Here is an 18,359-nt window from a genome sequence, read left to right as displayed (position 1 = left end):
ACGGAGGCTCCCATGACCACCATTCCCCACCGGCAGTTGCGCAACGAGAGCAGCAAAATCCTGGAGCGCGTCAAGAATGGCGAGACCATCGACGTCACCAATAATGGCGAAGTCGCCGCGACGTTGATACCGCCGGCGTCCTCCCCATTCGAGCGTCTGCTTCGCTCGGGCGCAGTGAGGCAGCAGTCCCCTACCGGGCCAGTGGACTTCACTCAGCTGGAACGGGCTCAGGCCGATGTCAGCACCGAGGAGCTACTGGACGACCTCCGCGGTGATCGGTGACTGTCTATCTCGAAACCTCAGCGGTCTTGAAACTGGTCATCGATGAGGCCGAATCTACCGAACTGGCCTGGACGCTGACCCGGTTCAGTGCGGACGGCGAGATACTGGTGGCGTCCATGCTCCTCTATACCGAACTGCACTGTGCTGCGCGACGGCGGTCAGGCGCCATGGTCCCTGCCCGTACCATTAATTCCGTGCTGGCTGCCATCAACCTGGTTGACCTCGCCCGCGAAGACCTGATGGTCGCCGCCGCGTTACCCGGGCGCCTCAGATCCGCCGATGCAATCCATCTGGCCACAGCGATCCGGCTCCGCACCGACATCTTCGTGGCCTACGACCGCGAATTGGTGGCCGCCGCAGAGGACGCCGGACTCTCCGTCCTGTCACCGGGGAGGGCAGACAGCGAGGGCGATCTGCGGTAGCGTCCCACCATCACGGCTAACCGCCCCGCAAGCGGCGCCGGCTAACGACCGGAAGGGCACCCATGCTGCGAGGAATGAGCACGGTCAGCTACTGGACCTCGGACCTGCCGGCAGCGGTGGAGTGGTATTCGGACCTCCTCGGCACGAAGCCGTATTTCGAGCGGCCAGGCTATGCCGAGTTCCGGATCGGCGACTACCAGCATGAGCTCGGCCTGATCGACACCCGGCACGCTCCGGCGGGACACGCCATTGATCCGGGCGGCGCCATTCTTTACTGGCAGGTGGACGATGTGGAGGCCGTACGCCGTCGGCTGCTGGAAAAGGGCGCGACCGAACTGGAACCGGTCATTGAGCGGGGCCATGGCTTCATCACGGCCTCGGTCGTCGATCCGTTCGGCAACGTACTGGGCATCATGCAGAACCCGCACTACCTGGAAATCCTGCGCTCCCGTCCGGGATCTTGAGGCCGCCGGTCAGCTTGCCGGCCGCCGCGCCAGCTGCCGGCGCCGCCGCTAGCCACGCCGCGCCATTTTGTCAGAGGCGGCACCTAGTCTGAAAGCAGCTTCACGAGATGCGCGCCGCCCTCCGGCAAGGAGGGCAATGCTCCGACATGGCCGCACACCAACCCCAACCTCACGGGTGGTTCGGATGAAGAAGCGGCCCGCCTCCAACTGGAGCAGGCAAGAGCGTCCGCGGTGGCGGACCGTTGAAAGGAACTGGCATGGCCAACTACCAAAACCGAGCAAACGATGAGCCTCAGATGAGGACCGAACCGTGCTCGAAGTTCGGCCCGGGACACCAAGTCCATTGGATCCAGGCCCGGAAAGCACTCCAAGACGATGTTGGTTTTCCGGTGACCGTTCATCTGGAGGCAGAAGGAACAGTCCGTCTGGATGACGCAGGCCAGGAGCGGCGCTACTGGCACCATGACACGGCCGGCCTCGCCGAGGCCTTAGCCCTCCCCTGCGGCGACATCATCTGGTACGCGCGGTTTAGTGTGCTGACGATCGAGACGATCGTGGACCGACGCCTTTTCAACCTAGGACCGGTCGGCAAGGCAGTGGAGTGCTGGTCTTAGCCCGGACACGCCGGCGCTGAGGGTAGGCTGACGCGCTTCCGCGCCTTTGGGCGCGGAAGCCGCGTCAACTGCCGGCCGCTTCCAGGTTGGCAAGGTAGCCGGCGAAACCGCCCGGTGTCCGGCCCTGCAGTCGGCCCGAGGTGGTGACCTGCAGGTGCGCCGCCGGCAGCACCAGGCCGCCGAGCGAACGGATGGCCTCCACCAGCCGGACGTCCTCATGCTCGGCGAGCGCGGGGAAGCCGCCGGCCGCCAGGTACATGGACGCCCGGACGCCGAGGTTGGCGCCGTGCACCCTGGTACTCGGTTCCTGCCCGGTGTAGTTATCGCGCCAGGCACGCAGCAGCCCGGGCGCCAGGGATGCGGTCTCGGGTTCCACCGTCCCCGCCACCGCATCCGCTCCGGCGTTGGCCAGCAGCGCAAAGGACGTCAGCCAGTCGTCCGGCACCAAGGTGTCCGCGTCGGTGCAGGCCAGCCAGGTCTGCTCGGCTGGGGTGTGGCATCCATCGGCGTCCAGCGCGGCAGAGACCCCGGCCGCCCGCGCGGCACCCACGGAGCCGAAGTCGCCCGCCAGCACGGTGATCCGGCCGTCCGCGCGGCCCGCGTGCCCGGCGATCTTGGCCGATTGGTCGGTACACCGGTCCAGCACCACCACCAGCTGCACGCCGCAGTTCGGCTGCGCGTCGCCGAGCGCGTCCATGGCCCGCCGCAGCCGGCGCAGGCACTTTCCCAGCAGTTGCTCCTCGTTATGCACCGGAACAACGACGGCGATGCGCCGCAACGCGGGTGCCGCAGCCACTTCCCCGGCGGCGGACTCTGCCAGCGTTACTTGGGTGGGGCCGGCCACCGGCGCGGCGGTCACTGCGGGCGCTCCGGCGCTTGGAGCACTTCCAGCAGGAAGTCCCGTTCGCAGTGGAGGGCCACTACATCCCAGCCGGTGGCTTCCTTCGCGACCGCGTGGACCTGTTCGCCGTCCAGTTCCCAGCCCTCGATCGGATGCAGCCAGTGGCACAACAACAGGTGGCCTCCGGGGTTCAGGGTTTCCTGCACCTTTCGGAGCAGCTCCCGCAGTTCCGGGTCGGTCAGGAAGTAGCCGATTTCCGAGATGGCCACCAGGTCCAGGCTGTCAGCGGAGCTTGGCCAGCCGGCGGGCAGCTGTGCCTGCACCAGCTCCACGTTGTTAACGTCCGCCAGCCGGCGGCGTGCCTGCTCCAAGGCCACGCCGCTGGCGTCCACCGCCGTCAGCCGGTCGCAGCGGCCGGCGAGTTCCGCGGTCAGCACGCCGATAGAGCAGCCGACTTCCAGCGCGTTGCCGTACTGTTCGGCAGGGAGTGCGGCCAGGGTGACGGCGCGCTTGCGGCGCTCGTACCAGCTGGACAGGTAGTTCCACGGGTCCGGATCGCTGCGGTACAGCCGATCGAAGATTTGCTCGGCGTGCTCCGAGCCGGCCGGACCGGCCGGGGTCCACTCGAAGACTTCGATGCCGCGGTCAAAGTGTTCCTGGAACGCCTCGCTGAGCAGCACCTCGTCGCCGGCCGCCGGGGACAACGGCCGTGTCTGCGAAACGTGGGCGGCCAGGGCCAGTTGTTTGGCCGCCGCGTCCTGCGCCGACAGTTGCACGGCCCGCCAATCCGCCCAGCGCGGGTCCGCATCAGAGTCGGCCCAGTGCCAGTACCAGATAGGGAACTCCAGCAGGTCCGCTCGGTGGGCCGTGGCCGACCGGGCCGCCGCATGGCCCACCGCTTCATGGTCCGGGTGACCGTCCTGCCGGTAGGGCGCCGCCACCAGCGCGTGCGCGTGGCCCTCCAGGGCTTTGGCGAAGGCGGCATCCAGGGCGTCGGTGTGCTGGCTGACCTTCCCGTCGGGGATGCCCAGGAATGTCCATTCCAGTCGGCCGGCGGCTGATCCGTGGTCCGTGTCGGCTTGGGTCTGGGCCTGGGCCTGGGCCTGGGCTTGGGCTTGGGCGGAGGTTTCCAGGGCATGCATCGCGGCACGGAATTCCGCCAGCCGCAGCCGGCGCAGATCGGCGGCAGAGTAGGTGGGCGATTCCGGATGGGAGGCTTCCCCGGCGGTGCAGAGCAGCACGGTGACGTCCGCTCCCCGGACCAGCGCGGAGTGGATCAGCCCCGCGGCACCGAGCGATTCGTCGTCGGGGTGCGCCGCGGCCACCACCAGCCGCCAGCCGCGGCCCGGAAGCACGCCCTCCGCGAGGGCAGGCAGCCGGTCGATGCCCGCCGCCTGCCAATCGGCTTCGGGGGTTCCGGCGTCAACGTGGGAAAAGCTCACCACTCCGACTCCCCCTGTTCCATCATGATGGTGCCGAGCGCCGCGTCATCCCGGACGGCGTGGTGTTGGCGGATATAGACGCTGAGGTCGGCCATCCGCCGGGCGTGCTGCTCGTCCCACACCATCGGTGCAGGGCCGAGCGCGTGGCCACAGATCTCCAGCATCCGCGAGCAGACCGCCGCGATCTGGCCGCGGACTCGGTGGGCCTGGACCGCACCGGCGGCGCCGTCGTCCACTGCGCCGGCCGCCGCGGCCAGCACGTCGGCACCGGCCGCCAGCAGGCGGTCCGCTTCGCCCAGCCAGGCCAAGGCCAACTGGTCCGGGGGGCGAGAGGTCGCAGCTGCCCGGAGCGTGCGGAAGAGCCCCACAGCCCCGCCGAACCAGCAGGCGGCGACGCCGATCCCGCCCCAGGCAAAACCCGGGCGGTGCAGGTACCAGTCGGTTCCACCGACCGGGGTGCCAGCTGCCTGCTGGAAGGACACCGGGCCGCTGGGAACGGCGGCCAGGCCGCGGCTAATCCACTCGGCGGGCTCCACGGTGACCGCCGGCTGCGTCAGGTCCACGGCGAATGCCCGGCGCCCGCCCTCCACGTGCGCCGTGACCACCGCGCGGTCCAGCTGCGCTGCCAAGGAGCACCATGGCTTGGTGCCCGATAAAAGCCAGGCACCGCCGTCGTTGTTGGGTTTGGCCTCCAACCGGGTGCCCGACGATTCCGCCGCAAACACGCCCCACGTTGTTCCCGCGGGACTCTCCACCCGGGCCTGGGCCAGGATGGCGGCCGCGTCCAGATGCGGCTCCACGGCGCGGGCGGCGGTCAGGTCCTCGGCAGCCAGCGCGGCGAGGAACTCCCACAGGGCCAGGGTGTTGCCGGAGCCGGGCACGGGCGCCGGGGCCGGCGCGGCACGGAGGATCGGGAGCAGCGGCAGCGGATCACCCGCGCACCGGGAAGCTTCTGCCAACAAGGGCCCGGCAGCGCCCCACTCGAGGCGGGGCTGCTGCCGGACCCTGAAGGCGCTGTTTTCTTTCACAGCGGGCGGCCGGGTTACTTAGTCTTCTTGGCCGCGCCCTTTTCGGTCTTCTCGCCGCCGCTGGCCAATTCGCCGGCGCTGTTCTCCAAATGCGCACGCATGAACCACTGGAAGAGTTCCAGCTCGGCGGTCTGGCCGATCAGCAGGTCCTCGGTGATCGGGTCGATCTCGCCGACGGTCTCGATGGCCTCGCGGTGCGCGCCGACCACCCCGTTGTAGACCACGTCCAGCGCGGCGAGGTGCTCCGCGGTGCCGGCCCGGTGAATGTCATAGTCGTCCCAGCTGCGTTCCTTGACCAGGGCGCCGGGCAGCCCGTTCGGGGAGACACCCAAGGTGGCCATGCGCTCGGCGACGGCGTCGACCATGGCGCGGACCTTTTCGATCTGCGGATCGAGCATTTCGTGGACCCCGATGAAGTCCCGGCCCACCACGTTCCAGTGGGCGTGCTTGAGGGTCAACTGCAGGTCATTAAGGGCGTGGAGCCGCTGCTGCAGGATCTTCGCGACCTTGCGGCCGTCTTCCAGCTTGAGGCCGGGAACTGTGTAGCTTGCCTTGGATGGGGTCGTTTCCGCCATGAGAAACCTCCTTGCTCGGCGATGCCGCTTGTCGGCATCCTGCTGTTTTCCAACCTAGCGGCCAACTGTAGAAACGTCCCGCCGGAGCACGTTGCGTCAGCCAAGGGCGAAATTCAGTAGGCTTACTAATCGCGGGGGCCGGTGCCGGCTACCACCCGAACCACCACCGCGGTGATCAGCACCACCGCCGCACAGATGGCGGCTGCGATGGCGGTGCCGTGATCGACCAGCCCGCCGTCCACCCGCCCGACCGCGATCCAGGCCAGACCCCAACTGGTGGCCAGCGCCGGGGCCAGCCGGCCACGGCTGTAGACCGCCGTGGCGACGCCAATGGCCGCCGCCACGGCAAGCACGATCGAGGACAGCAAGGTCACCGGAAGCCCGAAGCCGTCCACGCCGGACGCGGCGAGGACGGCCGCGGCATTGGCCACCGTGGCCACCGTGACCCAGCCCAAGTAGAGGCCGAAGGTGCCGTCGGTGATGAGCGCGTCCAACGCTCCCCCGTTGGGCGTGCGGACCAGGATCACCAGGATGCGGGCCAGCACGGCCAGCAGCACGATGATCACGGCCAGGCTGATCACCAGCAGTCCGAGCTGTACCACCCAGATCCACGCCGCGTTCAAGAGCATGGAGGCCACCGCCCAGCGGCGCAGCGCGGCATGCCGGGCGGACCGCCGCTGGGCCGGCAGCAGTTGCCAGACCGCGTAGGCGAGCAGACCTAAGTAGATGACGGACCAGATCCGGAAGGCCGGCGAGGCCGGAGCCAGCGGCGTGGAGTCTTCGTTCAGCCAGCCTCCGGCCGCCTCCTGGATAGGGGTCCCGATCAGCACGCCGCTGCCCATGAAGGCGGCAGCGATGGCCACCAGGGAGCTGACCAGCACAAGGACCGGCACTCCCAATCCGGTCCTGACATCCGTTCCTTGCTGCATGCTTCCTCCGGCCGTCGTCGGTGCGTTCATTGCTGAAGAGGGTCCACCGTGGAATAGCGATCAGGTTCCGAGGCTGCCGCGGACGATGCTGACGGTGGAGTGCGCGGGGTTGCCGTCCAGTGGCTCGTCCGAGACGTCCACAATGGGGAACTTGGACAGGTCCAGTCCTTGCGGGATGGGGAATCTGCCGCTGTCCGTGTCCATCACGCCGAGGCTGACCAGCCCGGACAGGTCCGGCGCTATCAGCCACACTTCCTGATAGCCCTTGGCCTCGTTGGCGCTCAGCCGGACCTCGAGTTCCCTGATGCCGTTGGTCTCCACCACCCTCGCCGTCCCGGTGGCGGCGTACTGCTCCAACGGCTTCAAATCCGCCTGTGCCAAAGTGGCAGCGTTTCGGTTGACGCTCCAGGACACACCGATGACTACCAGCAGCACCACGGCTGCCGCGGCGGCCAACCAGGCGGGCAGGTTTCGGACCCTGGGGCGCCTCGCGGACTGCAGACTGCGGACCGCAGCGGGACCGCCGGTTTCGTGCAAGGGGTCTTCCGCCAGTTCCGGGGAGAGCCCCAGTTCGCGGTGGATGGCTTGCCAGACGTGCGGCCCCGGGGACTCCAGTTGCGGATCGGGATCTGCCTTGGCAGCGTTCACCGCACGGCGAAGTGCTTGGTACTCGTCGGCGCACTGGCTGCAGGTACGGAGGTGATCCCGGTCGGACCGGTCGCCGACGGCGTCGTCCAGCGCGAGCAGGCTGATCAGTTCCGGATCAAGGTGCTGCATGATCAACCTCCAATCGGCGCCTCAGGTGCTGCAGACTGCGATGAATATGGCTCTTGACGGTACCAAGCGGCAGATCGAGCCGGCGGGAGATCTGCTCGTGGGTCAAGTCTTCGTAGAACGCCAGCCGCATGATGGAACCCTTGGGTTCGCCCAGCCGTTCCAGCTCGCCGTCCAGCAGCAATCTGTCCGCGAGTGTTTCCGGGGACTGGGAGCCTTCGGCATACTCGGGGTCGGGCAGGACCGCCGAGACGGCGCGGACTTTGCGGTTCTCCCGGGCGGTGGACGACTGCGCATCGGCGATGGCGCGGCGGGTTATCCCCACGATCCACGCCGGCAGCCGGCCCAGCGACGGGTCGAATCCGTCCCGCAGGCGCCAGGCCCGGATAAAGACTTCCTGGGTGACATCGTCCGCGGCCGCCTGATCCCGCAAGGCTCGGGAAGCCAGCGTCCGGACCAGCGGAGCCAAGTGGCGGTAGGCGTCGGCGATGGCTGACTCCTCACCGGCGGCGAAGGCCTTATCGATGCCGGTATCCCACGCGTCGAAAGGAGGAGGTACCAAGCCTGCATCCTTCCGGTCGTCGGGAGTGGAAACTACCCCGCTGGCTGGTGCAGAAGGGCCGGAAAAGTCAGTCTGGGACCGCTGTGACAACCACATTGTGGCTGTAATCCTGCCGTGCGTCCAGCCACTCGCCGCCGCAGGTGACCAGCTTCAGTTGTGGTTTTCCGTCCCGGCGGAACACGGCCGCCGCATCGAATTGGTCCTTGTCCATTAGTTCAACTTCCGAGACGCGGTAGGTGAGGGTCTCGGCGTCCGCCCGTTCCACGATGATGCGCGTGTCCGGCCGCAGCTGCCTGAGCTCGGAAAACGGGGCCAGTCCGGACAAGGTGTCCACGTGGGCCGCTATCACCGCGGTTCCGGTCCCGTCCCCCGGTGCCGGACCGTGGCGGTACCAGCCCGCCCGGTCAACGGAATCGGGAATCTCCATCTGGTTGCCAGCCCTAACTCCGACGGCGACCACGCTGACATCGATCGAGGTTCCGGCCACCACCAGCCGGGTCGGCGGTGCTTTCTCTTCCGGCGCCGCGGGCAGTGCCCGGTGGACCGGAATGGCCGCCGGGTCCGGGATCACCGAGGATTCCGGGGCGGCCGAGGATTCCGGGGCCCGGCCGTCCTGTCGGGCGCCTGCGTTGCCCGGGCCCTCAACCGAGGGCGTTACGGAGGACGCGACCGGGGACAGCGGGACGCCCGCGGCCGGCTGCGGTGCTGCGCATCCGGCAGCGGCGAGCAGGACTGCACCGAGCAGAAGCCCGGCCCGGGCCGCCGTCGTCGTCGTGTTGGTCATGGCGCCTTCTGACGTGTGGTTTGCGGGTATCGGGCTGGTGGGTAGCGGAGGAAGCCGGTGGTGCCCCGGGCAGGCACCACCGGCTTCGGAGCCCGCCGCTGCTAGTCGTTGGCGCGAACCGACAGCTTGCGACGGGCGGCGGCGCCGGCGCCGAGGAGCAACAGGAGGGCTCCTCCGGCAACTGCGGCGCTGGTGTAATCCGGGCCGGTTTCGGCGGCCGCTCCGGACCGGCCGCCAGGCACAGCGCCCGGAGCCGAGTGGAGTCCTTCGATGTTCTGCACGGCCACGGCCAAGTTGCCGTCATCCAGGCTGCCCCACGCGTAGACGATGGTGTGCGTGCCCTCCGCCACCGGCACGTCGGCCGGCCCGATCACCGGTTCGGTGGTCCCGGCCGCAGCCACCGTGGCCGAGATGGTTCCCGGGTCCAGCGTGAGCGTCTGTTCGTCCGGGTTGGACAGGCCTTGGATCACTGCGGAACCGCCGGCCAGCACGTCGACGGCGGGGGCTGCAGCGGTGTGCCGCACTGTCAGCTTGCCCTTGCCGGCGTCGATCGCGGCGACGTCGTTGGTGAACAGGTTGGCGGCGGGATTGCCCTCCGCGTCCAGGTTGGCCACCGCCGTGTAGTTGCCGCCGGCTTCCAGCTGGACGTCGACAGGGCCGATGGCCGGGTCGTCCGCGTTTTCGGCGTCCGCGGCAGTGATGGCCAGGGTGTACTCGCCCGCGGGCAGTGCCAGCGGTCCGGCCAGGTCGCCGGGGACGAAGTCGTCCAGTGTCCGCTCGCCGTTGACCCAAACATCCACGGTCAGGTCGGGTACGCCGTGCAGGACCGAAAGCTGGGCCTCCTGGTCGGCGGCCTGGGCCGGAGCTGCCGCTCCGAGCGCCAGGAACCCCAAGGCGGAAACAGTAAAGATGCTCTTGCGCATGTGGATCTCCTTCAAAGGCCCGGGTGCACCAGGCTGATGGCTGCTTACACCCCTACTACCGCCCGGGCCGCGTGTTTGGATGCACGCTCATGAAGTTTTTTTGGCCGGGCCCAACACCTTGTAGATGGCGCAGATGAAGGACCTGTTGCGCGCCAGGTCAGTGAGTTCCAGGTCAAACTTGCGCGGGAACAGCGGGCGGCCGGAGCCCACCGTAGCTGGCGCGATCGACAGGACTAGCTCGTCCAGCAGCCCCGCCTCGGCGAACTGGGCTGCGAGGTCCCCGCCGCCCACCACATAGATGTCCTTGCCGGCGGCCGCAGCCGCGAGCGCGGCATGGATCGGCTGGATGTCTCCCTGCGCAAAGCGGATGTCGGCGCCCTCGACGCCCGGCAGTTCTCCATGCGAGAGGACCCAGGCTGGCATCTTGTACGGCCACGGTTCCTCCGACGCCAGCAAATGTTCACGGACCCACTCATAGGTTGTCCGGCCCATCACCACCGCCCCGACGCCGCTGATGAAATTGTCGTAGCTGTTCGGGCCACCGCCGTCGATGTCCTGCTTGAACAGCCAGTCCAGCGAGTCATTTTCATCCGCGAGGTACCCGTCCAGGGTGGTGGCGGTGAAGAAGATGGTGCGGGTCATGGGATTCCTCCTGACGGCCGGTGCCGGTCCTGATCTGTCTGGAAACAGTGTGCCGGAAGGACGGCCGGGTGGGCAGGGTGGTGACCGTCCGACCCCAAGCCGGTCACCGACGTCGTGGCTTTCCCGCACGCGGGGAGCCGCCGGAGAGGCTAAATTTTAGGTATGGCTACGGATGAACGCGTGAACGAAGAGTCGAGGGGTCGCAACGAGACCTTCGAAGAGAAGCTGGACCGCAACTGGAACGAACTGCTCCAGGAACTGCGGGTTATGCAGACCGGCGCGCAGATCATCACGGCGTTCCTGATGACGCTTCCGTTCCAGAGCAGTTTCCAGGACCTGGCCCCGTACCAAGTGGGCCTGTACATCGGGCTGCTGGTGCTGGCGGCGCTGATGACCGGGCTGATCCTCACGCCGGTCGCCATCCACCGGCGGCTGTTCGGCCTGCATCTCAAGGACGCCACGGTGGCCCAAGGGCACAGGATTGTGAAGATCGCCGTGCTGGGCATCGGGTTGCTGGCCACCGGCTGCGTGGCGTTCATTGTGGATGTGATCGCCGGGGACGTGCTGGCGCTGGCCATCGGCGGCGGGGTGCTGCTGGTGATGGTCTTCTTGCTGTGGATCCTGCCGCGCGTGCTGCAGCACGGGCTCCGCAGCGGAGCAGGCACCGACGACTGACGCCCTGCGGTCGGCTGAACCCGTGACAGGCTTCCGCCCGAGTGGAAGCATGGCGGCATGGGCATTCCATCAGAACCGATCCCTCCAGCGGGACCCCGCACTGATGAACGCGGTCCGGGCGGCAAGACCTTCTTCGGCCAGCCGCGGATGCTGGCCAATCTGTTCAGTGTGGAGCTGTGGGAGCGCTTCTCCTTCTACGGCATGCAGGTTGTGGTCCTGCTCTACATGTACTTCTCGGTGGACGAAGGCGGCCTGGGCATCAACCCGGCCGTGGCCACCGGAATCATCGGTGCCTACGGCGGCACCGTGTACCTGTCCACGATCGTCGGCGCGTGGATAGCCGACCGGCTGCTGGGTTCCGAGCGGACGCTGTTCTACGCCGCCATCATGATCATGCTGGGGCATATCTCGCTGGCGCTGATTCCCGGCATCCCGGGGCTGGCGATCGGCCTGATCCTGGTGGCCTTCGGGTCCGGTGGACTGAAGGCCAACGCCACCTCGCTGGTCGGTTCGCTCTATGCGCTCGACGACGACCGCCGGGACGCGGGCTTCTCCATCTTCTACATGGGCGTGAACATCGGCGCGCTGTTCGGGCCGCTGCTGACCGGCCTCACGCGCGACCTGCTGGGCTTCCACTTCGCGTTCGGGCTGGCCGCGGTGGGCATGGCGATCGGGCTCGTTCAGTACGCGCTGACCCGCAAGAACCTGCCGGAGGAATCGCACCAGATCGCCGACCCGTTGCCCAGAAGCAAGATGCCGCTGGTGGGCGGAATCGTGGCGGTGGTGCTGGTCCTGATTGTCATTGCGGTCCTGACCGGAGTGGTGAATGCCGGCAACCTGGCCACAGTGGTGGCGCTGGTAGCGGTGGTCGCGGCAATTTCCTACTTTGTGGTGATCCTCTCCAGCAAGCACATCAGTGAAACAGAACGACGGCGGGTGCTCTCCTTCATCCCGATGTTCATTGCCAGCGCGGCGTTCTTCTCCATGTTCCAGCAGCAGTTCACCGTGGTGACGCTGTACTCCGACCAGCGGCTCAACCGGAACATCCTCGGCTGGGAGATGCCGATCGAGTGGGTGCAGTCGATCAACCCGGTGTTCATCATCCTGCTGGCCCCGATTTTCGCCGCGGTGTGGACCCGGCTGGGCCCGCGGCAGCCCATAACGCCGGTGAAGTTCGCCGTCGGGCTGGCGATCATGGGGCTGGCCATCCTCGCCTTCATCCCGCTGGCCGGCGGCGGTCCGAACACCACTCCGCTGCTGGCGATGGTGGGGATCCTGCTGATGTTCACGCTCGCGGAGCTGTTCATCTCCCCGGTGGGGCTGTCCCTGTCCACCAAGCTGGCGCCGCACATTTTCCGCACCCAGATGGTGGCGCTGAACTACCTGTCGGTGTCGCTGGGCACGGCGCTGTCCGGCGTGCTGGCCGGCTTCTACAACCCGGAGGACGAGGTCCCGTACTTCGGCGCCATCGGCCTGGTGGCGCTGGTGCTGGCCGTGGCCCTGTTCCTGGCCGCGAAGCCGATCAAGAACCTGATGAGCGGGGTGCACTAAGCGTGGTGACGCCGCAGCGGGTGCTGGTCACCGGCGCCACCGGCTATATTGGCGGCCGGCTGGTTCCGCGGCTGCTGGCGCGCGGGTACCAGGTCCGCGTGCTGGTCCGCTCCCCCAACAAGCTGGCCGCGGTGCCGTGGCACGACGACGTGGACATTGTGGCCGGGGACCTGGCCGATGAGGACGACGCGCGGCGGGCCTGCGTGGATGTGCAGACGGTGTTCTATCTGGTGCACTCGATGGCCTCCGGGCCCGACTTCGAGGAACGCGAACTGGCGATGGCGCGCACCGTCGCTGCCGCCGCCGCGGCTGCGGGGGTGAACCGGATCGTCTACCTGGGCGGGCTGCATCCCGAGAACGTCGAACTCTCCCGCCACATGCGCTCGCGGGCCGCTGTGGGCCGTGCGCTGCTCGAAGGCGACGTGCCGGCGGCAGTCTTCCAGGCCGGCGTCGTGATTGGCTCCGGTTCCGCCTCCTTCGAGATGATCCGGCATCTGTCCGAAAACCTGCCGGTCATGCCGGCGCCCAGCTGGGTGCGCCGAACGGTGGAGCCGATAGCCATCCGCGATGTGCTGCACTATCTGGAACGCGCGCCGGAGCTACCGGTCGGACTGAACCGCACGTTTGACATCGGCTCGCGCGAGCGGTTGACCTACGCGGGCTTGATGTACGGGTACGCGCACGAGGCCGGGGTGCGGCAACGGCTGATCTATGCCCTGCCGATCCCCGCCCCGGCGCTCGCCGGCTGGTGGGTGGCGTTGACCACGCCGATCCCGCACGCCATGGCGGTGCCGCTGGTGCAGTCGCTGCAGCACGATGCGGTCTCCGCCGAGCACGACATTGACCGGTACATCCCGCAGCCCGAGGGCGGGCTGACCGGTTACCGCCGGGCGGTGAAGCTGGCGCTGGGGAAGATGGCCAGCGGCGAGGTGGAGACCAGCTGGAGCAACGCGTCCAACGCCCCGCCATCGGACCCGCTGCCCAGCGACCCCGACTGGGCCGGACGGACCGTGTTCGTGGACAACCGGGAACGAGGATCCGAGGTTCCCGCCGAGGACATCTGGCGCGTGATCCAAGGGATCGGCGGGACGAACGGCTGGTATTCGTGGCCCGCGGCGTGGGCGATCCGCGGCGTGCTGGACAAGCTGGTGGGCGGCGCCGGGCTCACCCGCGGCCGCCGGCACGCCGGCCGGCTGGGAGTCGGCGACGCGGTGGACTGGTGGCGGGTGGAAGCCATCGAGGAGGGACCCGAGCGCCGGCTGCTGCGGCTGCACGCGGAAATGAACGTGCCCGGGCAGGCCTGGCTGGAACTATCGGTGGCTCCCGAGGACGGCGGCAGCGTGTACCGCCAGCGCGCCATCTACTTCCCCAGCGGACTCTCCGGCAAACTCTACTGGTGGCTGGTCCTGCCGTTCCACGGCCTGATCTTCCCGTCCATGGCGCGCAACATCATCCAGCGGGCCGCCGGGCTCGGTGCGACTGATGACGCAGCCGCCAGCATCCGCTAGATTGACGGATCATGAACGACGACGACGCACCGCTCGAACGTTACCGGCGCCCCGATGGGCTCGACGACGCCACGGTGGAGGGCCTGGGCAAGCTCTCCGAGGCGCTGGAGGTGATCGAACACGCCCGCGGCCACCTCTACGCTTTCCACCGGCTCACCGGCAAGGCGGACTTCGCCCTGGGCGACGCCGCGGCGCTGCTGCGCCAAGCCGGGCACCACGAGTTGGCCGAGCAGGTCGAGCAGGAACTCGTCGGCCGGAACGTGATTGAGGGACGCTGGACCTTCCAGATCGTCGACGAGTACGACGAGACCTACTACGGCCCGTGCAAGGAACTGGAACGGCAGGCCCGCGAGAAGCTGGCCGACGGCCGCAAGCACTTGTTCGAGGCCGAGATGAAAGAGGACCGGCGCACCCACGGGCTCAATCACCATGAGGCAACTCCCCCGAGCCTGCCCGACCTCGATTCCTAAGGAGCGGGCCGGTTTCCGGGCGGGCGCAACATGCAAGTGGCTTGTACAGTGGGCGCCACATTCCGCCAGGAAGGGTCAGCATTCCTAACGCTTGCGTTGACTGGCTCCTACGATCCCGGGCAGCTGGGCCTGGGGGGGGTAGGCGAGCCACGCCTGCAGGTAGATAACCGTCTGAGACAAGCGGCCGGTGTTCCGCTGGTTGAACCCGCCAGAGCGGCGGACGCCTCGCCGGCCTACTGAACCAGCGCTTCTTCCTCGGTTAGCTGATCGTTGACTACGTTTGCCGTTCGGAACTTTGAGAACATCAGCACCAAGGCCGAAAGCAACATGACTCCGGCGGCTGCCCAGAGGGCCACGGAAGAGCTTGTGATTGTGGCGAGCGCACCCCCTAGCGGCGCACCCACAACAATCATTCCCCGGTTCATCGAGCGTTTGGTGGCACTCATCCGGGCGATTAGCCTGTCCGGAGTCACTGCCTGCTGATATCCCATTTCCAACGGACCCTCGACGCCCATGGACAGCCAGAAAAGGAATTGCCCTCCCGTTGCGACAGCAAACGCCGCCCAAAGTGCCGCCGGCCAAGCGGCAGGAAAGTCACTCGCGCGCTCATTCAACGGTCCGCCCACAGCGGCAATCAAGGGGGATAAGGCGATCACACTAAGCGCTACCGGCTGGACCAGTCGTGTGATGATCATTGTTTTGCCGGTTCCCCACCATTCCCCGAGACGTATCGAAATGAGTGCTCCCGCTACGGAGCCGACTCCTGCGCTGCTGAGTATTAAACCTAGCCCCAGGGCACCAAGCCGTAGGTCGTTGAGAACGAGTGCCGGAAGGACTGTGCCCATGATGGCGGAACCGATGAACCACGCATGGGTGGACCAGGACAACGGTCCGAGCCGCGGGTGGCCGTAGACCCAGCGCAAACCCTCCCCAATTTGGCGCCTCAGGGAGCCGTCCCTGTGCAATGGCGGTTTGTTGGCAGCCGCGTGCTTCAGGGAGAGCAGGACGGCTCCGGACAAGAAGTGGGTTATCGATCCCAGGAGAAGAGCGAAAGGTGCCGTCACTAAGGCCACCAGGCCGCCAGCTACCGCGCTGCCCGTGGTTTGAGCGACGGTGTCGCTTTGTTGCAGCCGGGCATTCGCCCGCGTGAGTAGGGGTCTGGAAACAAGCTGCGGCAGGAAGGATTGATAGGCGGCGTCGCTCATCAGTGCCAGTGTCCCAAAGCCAAACATCAGGACCATCACCGAAGGAACGTTGAGGAAACCTAGTACCCCCAGCAGACAGAGCGTTGCCAGAATCAGACCGCGGCCAAAATCGCCGGTGATAAGGACGGTGCGGCGACGGAACCGGTCCACCCAAATTCCGGCGAGCAACCCGAAGATCAAGTAGGGCGCCCAGCGTGCAGCGTTGACCAATCCCTGGTCCAGTGCGGTGCCTTTTAAGGACACCAGAATCAGGACTGAGAGCGCCACAGTCGTGATGTAGGTACCGAAATCTGACACGGTTGATGCCAGCCAGAACCGTACGAATGCTGAATTGCGGCGTAGTGTCATTTCTTCGTTTGGGGCAATATGATTCCGAATGCCGGCTCCGAGCCCCGTCGCCTTTCCACCGAGTGCAGTTCGTGGCTTAACGGTCTTTCTCTACAGATAGTACCTATTCGAATATGCCAGCCCCGTTGGTACGACTGGCGCCCGGTCGTACAATCCCCAAATAACACCGGATGGATCGCACGCTGCCTCTATGACTGGCAATTCTGGCCGCGATCACATCACAGACGAGAGTGGCGTTTAGCTGGCTTCATTCGGAATCGATGGCAACCGGCAGGCCAACGCCTGCCAGGTAATTTGAAATAACGCTGGTAAATGTTTCTTCCGGCCTTTCGGGTTCGTGCTGCCCGGTAAGCGCGGCGGCCAGCAGCGGGTAGTTTCCGGACCCTGCGACGTCGGAGATGTACTGCATGCGCGCCGGCAGCGAACCGTCGCTGCCCACCGCAGACGCGGTTGCCGAAGCCAGTTCATTCTGCGCAAACGATGACGTGATGGCCGTCAGCATGGCCACCGTCTGCAACTTGGCGCGGCCAGACAGATCCACAGCTTGAAGGGCGGACAAAGCCCGTTCCAGATAAAGGAGCGAGTTCGGCCCCATGGAGGGGCGCGTCAACAGCAGCGGAGCCAACCACGGATGCCGGAGCATGATGCTCCGACCCTGAAGTGCCAAGTTCACAAGCTGGATCCGCGGTGGTTCATTGGAGGGGCCAAGGTCATATTCGCCGCTGACCGTGTCGACCATGAGTTCGACGAGTTCGTCGTGGGATCTCAGATACCGGTACAGGGACGCCGTGCCGGCCCCGACGCGCGCAGCAACACTCCGGATGGACACCGCCGCCAAGCCGTCGCGGTCAGCGATCGAAACCGCTGCCAAAGCGATTCCCCGGCGGGAGTGCGCCGGTTTTGGCCCGACGCCCGAGCGCTCAGGCCGCCGCCAGATATCAATGGGGTCATTTGTTGACATCCCCGTTCCACTCCTCATCCGGTCCGTGGTTCCTCCTGCAGAGATTCCAGTATATCCTCAATTGCGAACATCGATCGCAATTGAGGAATGAGGGACGGCATGCGGATACTGATGATTGCGCCCGGGACTCGAGGCGATGTTGCGCCGATGGCCGGGCTGGGCAGCAGGCTTCAAACTTTGGGATTTGAGGTCGCGATCGCGGCAAATGCGGCCTACGCCCAGCTCACCACCGCAGCCGGGTGCGAACATCGAGAGCTGCCCGGGGACATGAGCCATCTGGTGAGCCCTGCTCCCCCAGGCCAGAAGGCGACGGGCGCGGATCTGCGCAGCTATATGCGTGAACTCGGCGACTACTTCGATCTGGCCGCCACCGGCACGCTGGCTGCGGCCGAGGCGGGTGCCGACGTGATCTTGGCCAATGCGGTTGCTCCGTTTGCCTATGACGTGGCCGAGGGCCTCGACATTCCTGCCATCGGTGCCCATCTGCAGCCGACCGAACCCAGCGCTGCCTACCCTCCTATGGTTCTGGGGACCGCTCGAAGTTTGGGGCCGGTCGGCAACAAGCTACTCGGCTCATTGCTATCCGCAGGCAACGCCCCCTACGACGCCCCGAGCGCGCGCGTCCGCCAAGCCTTCGGCTTGGTCAAAAAATCGCGGGCTGCCGCCGAACGGGCCCGCAGGAAAGCCAACCACCCGGTTCTGCACGGCATCAGCCCCACCGTATTTCCACGCCCGGCAGATTGGCGGTCCGGACTCGTCATGACTGGCTACTGGTGGCCGGAAGCCGATCCGGCCTGGCAGCCACCGTCCGAGTTGCTCGAGTTCCTTGCGAACGGACCGCCCCCGGTCTTTATCGGCTTCGGCAGCAGCGCAGCCGTGGACGTGGACTTCATGCTCGATGCCGCACAGCGCGCGGGGGCCCGCGCGGTGCTGCAAGGCGTCCAGAGCGTGTCCGGACCCGATGCCATCAGTGTCGGAGCCGTACCGCACGAATGGCTGTTCCCACAGATGGCTGCTGTTGTTCACCATGCTGGAGCGGGGACCACCGCTGCAGGGCTGCGCGCCGGTGTGCCGACGGTGAGCGTGCCGATCTATACGGACCAACCGTTCTGGGCCGCCCGCATCACGGCCCTCGGGGCAGGTCCGCAGCCGGTCCCCTACAAGGAACTCACCAAGGAACGGCTCGCCGCCGCCATCATGCAGGCGATGACGACGCCGGATTACGCCGCGCGAGCACGCCAACTGTCGGTAACTCTCTCGACAGAGGACGGGACCGTGCCCGTCGTGGCAGCGCTCCGGTCCGCTGTTGAGTTGACGTAGCATCCCCCAAAGAACCCAGAAGGAGACCGAGTTTGGTGT

Annotated in this window: 21 protein-coding genes and 1 riboswitch; of the genes, 9 read left to right on the top strand and 12 right to left on the bottom strand. The window is 66.9% G+C overall.

Annotated elements, in window-relative coordinates; genetic code table 11:
• Positions 1-12: 12 nt before the first annotated feature.
• From ACWF5H_RS09270 to ACWF5H_RS09255, 4 genes are all read left to right on the top strand, one after another.
• Positions 13-282, top strand: coding sequence for a type II toxin-antitoxin system Phd/YefM family antitoxin (locus tag ACWF5H_RS09270; RefSeq protein WP_452036363.1), 270 nt, complete (start codon positions 13-15; stop codon positions 280-282).
• On the top strand, positions 279-704 hold the full coding sequence (locus ACWF5H_RS09265) for a type II toxin-antitoxin system VapC family toxin (protein ID WP_452036361.1): 426 nt from the start codon (positions 279-281) through the stop codon (positions 702-704). The genes ACWF5H_RS09270 and ACWF5H_RS09265 overlap by 4 nt, the downstream gene beginning before the upstream one ends.
• 74 nt (positions 705-778) lie before the next feature.
• On the top strand, positions 779-1,168 hold the full coding sequence (locus ACWF5H_RS09260; RefSeq protein ID WP_452036360.1) for a VOC family protein: 390 nt from the start codon (positions 779-781) through the stop codon (positions 1,166-1,168).
• Positions 1,169-1,266: 98 nt separating this feature from the next.
• Positions 1,267-1,397: riboswitch (SAM riboswitch) on the top strand.
• Positions 1,398-1,464: 67 nt separating this feature from the next.
• Positions 1,465-1,782: a hypothetical protein gene (locus tag ACWF5H_RS09255; RefSeq protein ID WP_452036359.1), complete on the top strand. Its 318-nt coding sequence runs from the start codon at positions 1,465-1,467 to the stop codon at positions 1,780-1,782.
• A gap of 64 nt (positions 1,783-1,846) precedes the next feature.
• On the opposite strand, the gene ACWF5H_RS09250 is transcribed toward ACWF5H_RS09255, so the two are convergent.
• The 10 genes from ACWF5H_RS09250 to ACWF5H_RS09205 form a co-directional block, all read right to left on the bottom strand.
• Positions 1,847-2,641, bottom strand: a complete 795-nt coding sequence (locus ACWF5H_RS09250) for a glycosyltransferase (RefSeq protein WP_452036357.1) — start codon at positions 2,639-2,641, stop codon at positions 1,847-1,849.
• Positions 2,638-4,065: a PIG-L family deacetylase gene (locus ACWF5H_RS09245; protein WP_452036355.1), complete on the bottom strand. Its 1,428-nt coding sequence runs from the start codon at positions 4,063-4,065 to the stop codon at positions 2,638-2,640. Before ACWF5H_RS09245 ends, ACWF5H_RS09250 begins: the two co-directional genes overlap by 4 nt.
• Positions 4,062-5,093: an acyl-CoA dehydrogenase gene (locus ACWF5H_RS09240; RefSeq protein WP_452036354.1), complete on the bottom strand. Its 1,032-nt coding sequence runs from the start codon at positions 5,091-5,093 to the stop codon at positions 4,062-4,064. The genes ACWF5H_RS09245 and ACWF5H_RS09240 overlap by 4 nt, the downstream gene beginning before the upstream one ends.
• 14 nt (positions 5,094-5,107) lie before the next feature.
• Positions 5,108-5,668 (bottom strand): Dps family protein, encoded by a 561-nt coding sequence (locus ACWF5H_RS09235; RefSeq protein WP_452036352.1) that lies wholly within the window; start codon positions 5,666-5,668, stop codon positions 5,108-5,110.
• A gap of 125 nt (positions 5,669-5,793) precedes the next feature.
• Positions 5,794-6,597: a tryptophan-rich sensory protein gene (locus tag ACWF5H_RS09230; RefSeq protein ID WP_452036350.1), complete on the bottom strand. Its 804-nt coding sequence runs from the start codon at positions 6,595-6,597 to the stop codon at positions 5,794-5,796.
• Positions 6,598-6,657: 60 nt separating this feature from the next.
• Positions 6,658-7,374 (bottom strand): anti-sigma factor, encoded by a 717-nt coding sequence (locus tag ACWF5H_RS09225; protein WP_452036349.1) that lies wholly within the window; start codon positions 7,372-7,374, stop codon positions 6,658-6,660.
• Entirely contained in the window at positions 7,361-7,933 is a 573-nt protein-coding gene (locus ACWF5H_RS09220; RefSeq protein ID WP_452036347.1) for an RNA polymerase sigma factor, read from the bottom strand. The genes ACWF5H_RS09225 and ACWF5H_RS09220 overlap by 14 nt, the downstream gene beginning before the upstream one ends.
• A 67-nt stretch (positions 7,934-8,000) precedes the next feature.
• A complete protein-coding gene (locus ACWF5H_RS09215; RefSeq protein ID WP_452036346.1) occupies positions 8,001-8,717 on the bottom strand; it encodes a class F sortase in 717 nt (238 codons plus the stop codon).
• Between the two features lie 101 nt (positions 8,718-8,818).
• On the bottom strand, positions 8,819-9,640 hold the full coding sequence (locus ACWF5H_RS09210) for a DUF4397 domain-containing protein (RefSeq protein ID WP_452036344.1): 822 nt from the start codon (positions 9,638-9,640) through the stop codon (positions 8,819-8,821).
• Positions 9,641-9,727: 87 nt separating this feature from the next.
• The gene (locus ACWF5H_RS09205; RefSeq protein ID WP_452036342.1) at positions 9,728-10,282 is read right to left on the bottom strand and encodes a dihydrofolate reductase family protein; all 555 of its coding nucleotides are present in this window, start codon (positions 10,280-10,282) and stop codon (positions 9,728-9,730) included.
• Between the two features lie 162 nt (positions 10,283-10,444).
• Between ACWF5H_RS09205 and ACWF5H_RS09200 the strand changes: the two genes are divergently transcribed.
• Genes ACWF5H_RS09200 through ACWF5H_RS09185 form a run of 4 tightly spaced genes read left to right on the top strand, consistent with a single transcriptional unit; the run spans position 10,445 to position 14,486 of the window.
• Complete coding sequence (locus tag ACWF5H_RS09200; protein WP_364646260.1) at positions 10,445-10,957, top strand: DUF6328 family protein; 513 nt, start codon at positions 10,445-10,447, stop codon at positions 10,955-10,957.
• A 57-nt stretch (positions 10,958-11,014) separates the two neighbouring features.
• Entirely contained in the window at positions 11,015-12,508 is a 1,494-nt protein-coding gene (locus tag ACWF5H_RS09195) for a peptide MFS transporter (protein WP_452036340.1), read from the top strand.
• A gap of 2 nt (positions 12,509-12,510) precedes the next feature.
• Positions 12,511-14,016 carry an SDR family oxidoreductase gene (locus ACWF5H_RS09190; RefSeq protein ID WP_452036338.1) on the top strand — a complete coding sequence of 502 codons (1,506 nt, stop codon included), beginning with the start codon at positions 12,511-12,513 and terminating at the stop codon, positions 14,014-14,016.
• Between the two features lie 11 nt (positions 14,017-14,027).
• Complete coding sequence (locus tag ACWF5H_RS09185; protein WP_452036337.1) at positions 14,028-14,486, top strand: hypothetical protein; 459 nt, start codon at positions 14,028-14,030, stop codon at positions 14,484-14,486.
• 233 nt (positions 14,487-14,719) lie between these two features.
• On the opposite strand, the gene ACWF5H_RS09180 is transcribed toward ACWF5H_RS09185, so the two are convergent.
• Positions 14,720-16,039 (bottom strand): MFS transporter, encoded by a 1,320-nt coding sequence (locus ACWF5H_RS09180; protein WP_452036336.1) that lies wholly within the window; start codon positions 16,037-16,039, stop codon positions 14,720-14,722.
• Between the two features lie 247 nt (positions 16,040-16,286).
• Complete coding sequence (locus ACWF5H_RS09175; protein ID WP_452036335.1) at positions 16,287-16,910, bottom strand: TetR/AcrR family transcriptional regulator; 624 nt, start codon at positions 16,908-16,910, stop codon at positions 16,287-16,289.
• 189 nt (positions 16,911-17,099) lie between these two features.
• Between ACWF5H_RS09175 and ACWF5H_RS09170 the strand changes: the two genes are divergently transcribed.
• Entirely contained in the window at positions 17,100-18,320 is a 1,221-nt protein-coding gene (locus ACWF5H_RS09170; RefSeq protein ID WP_452036333.1) for a glycosyltransferase, read from the top strand.
• Positions 18,321-18,359: the final 39 nt, after the last annotated feature.

The sequence above is a fragment of the Arthrobacter sp. NPDC055138 genome, assembly GCF_053607305.1.
Note: the sequence above shows the minus strand (reverse complement) of the source record. Positions and strands in the feature narration are given on the sequence as shown.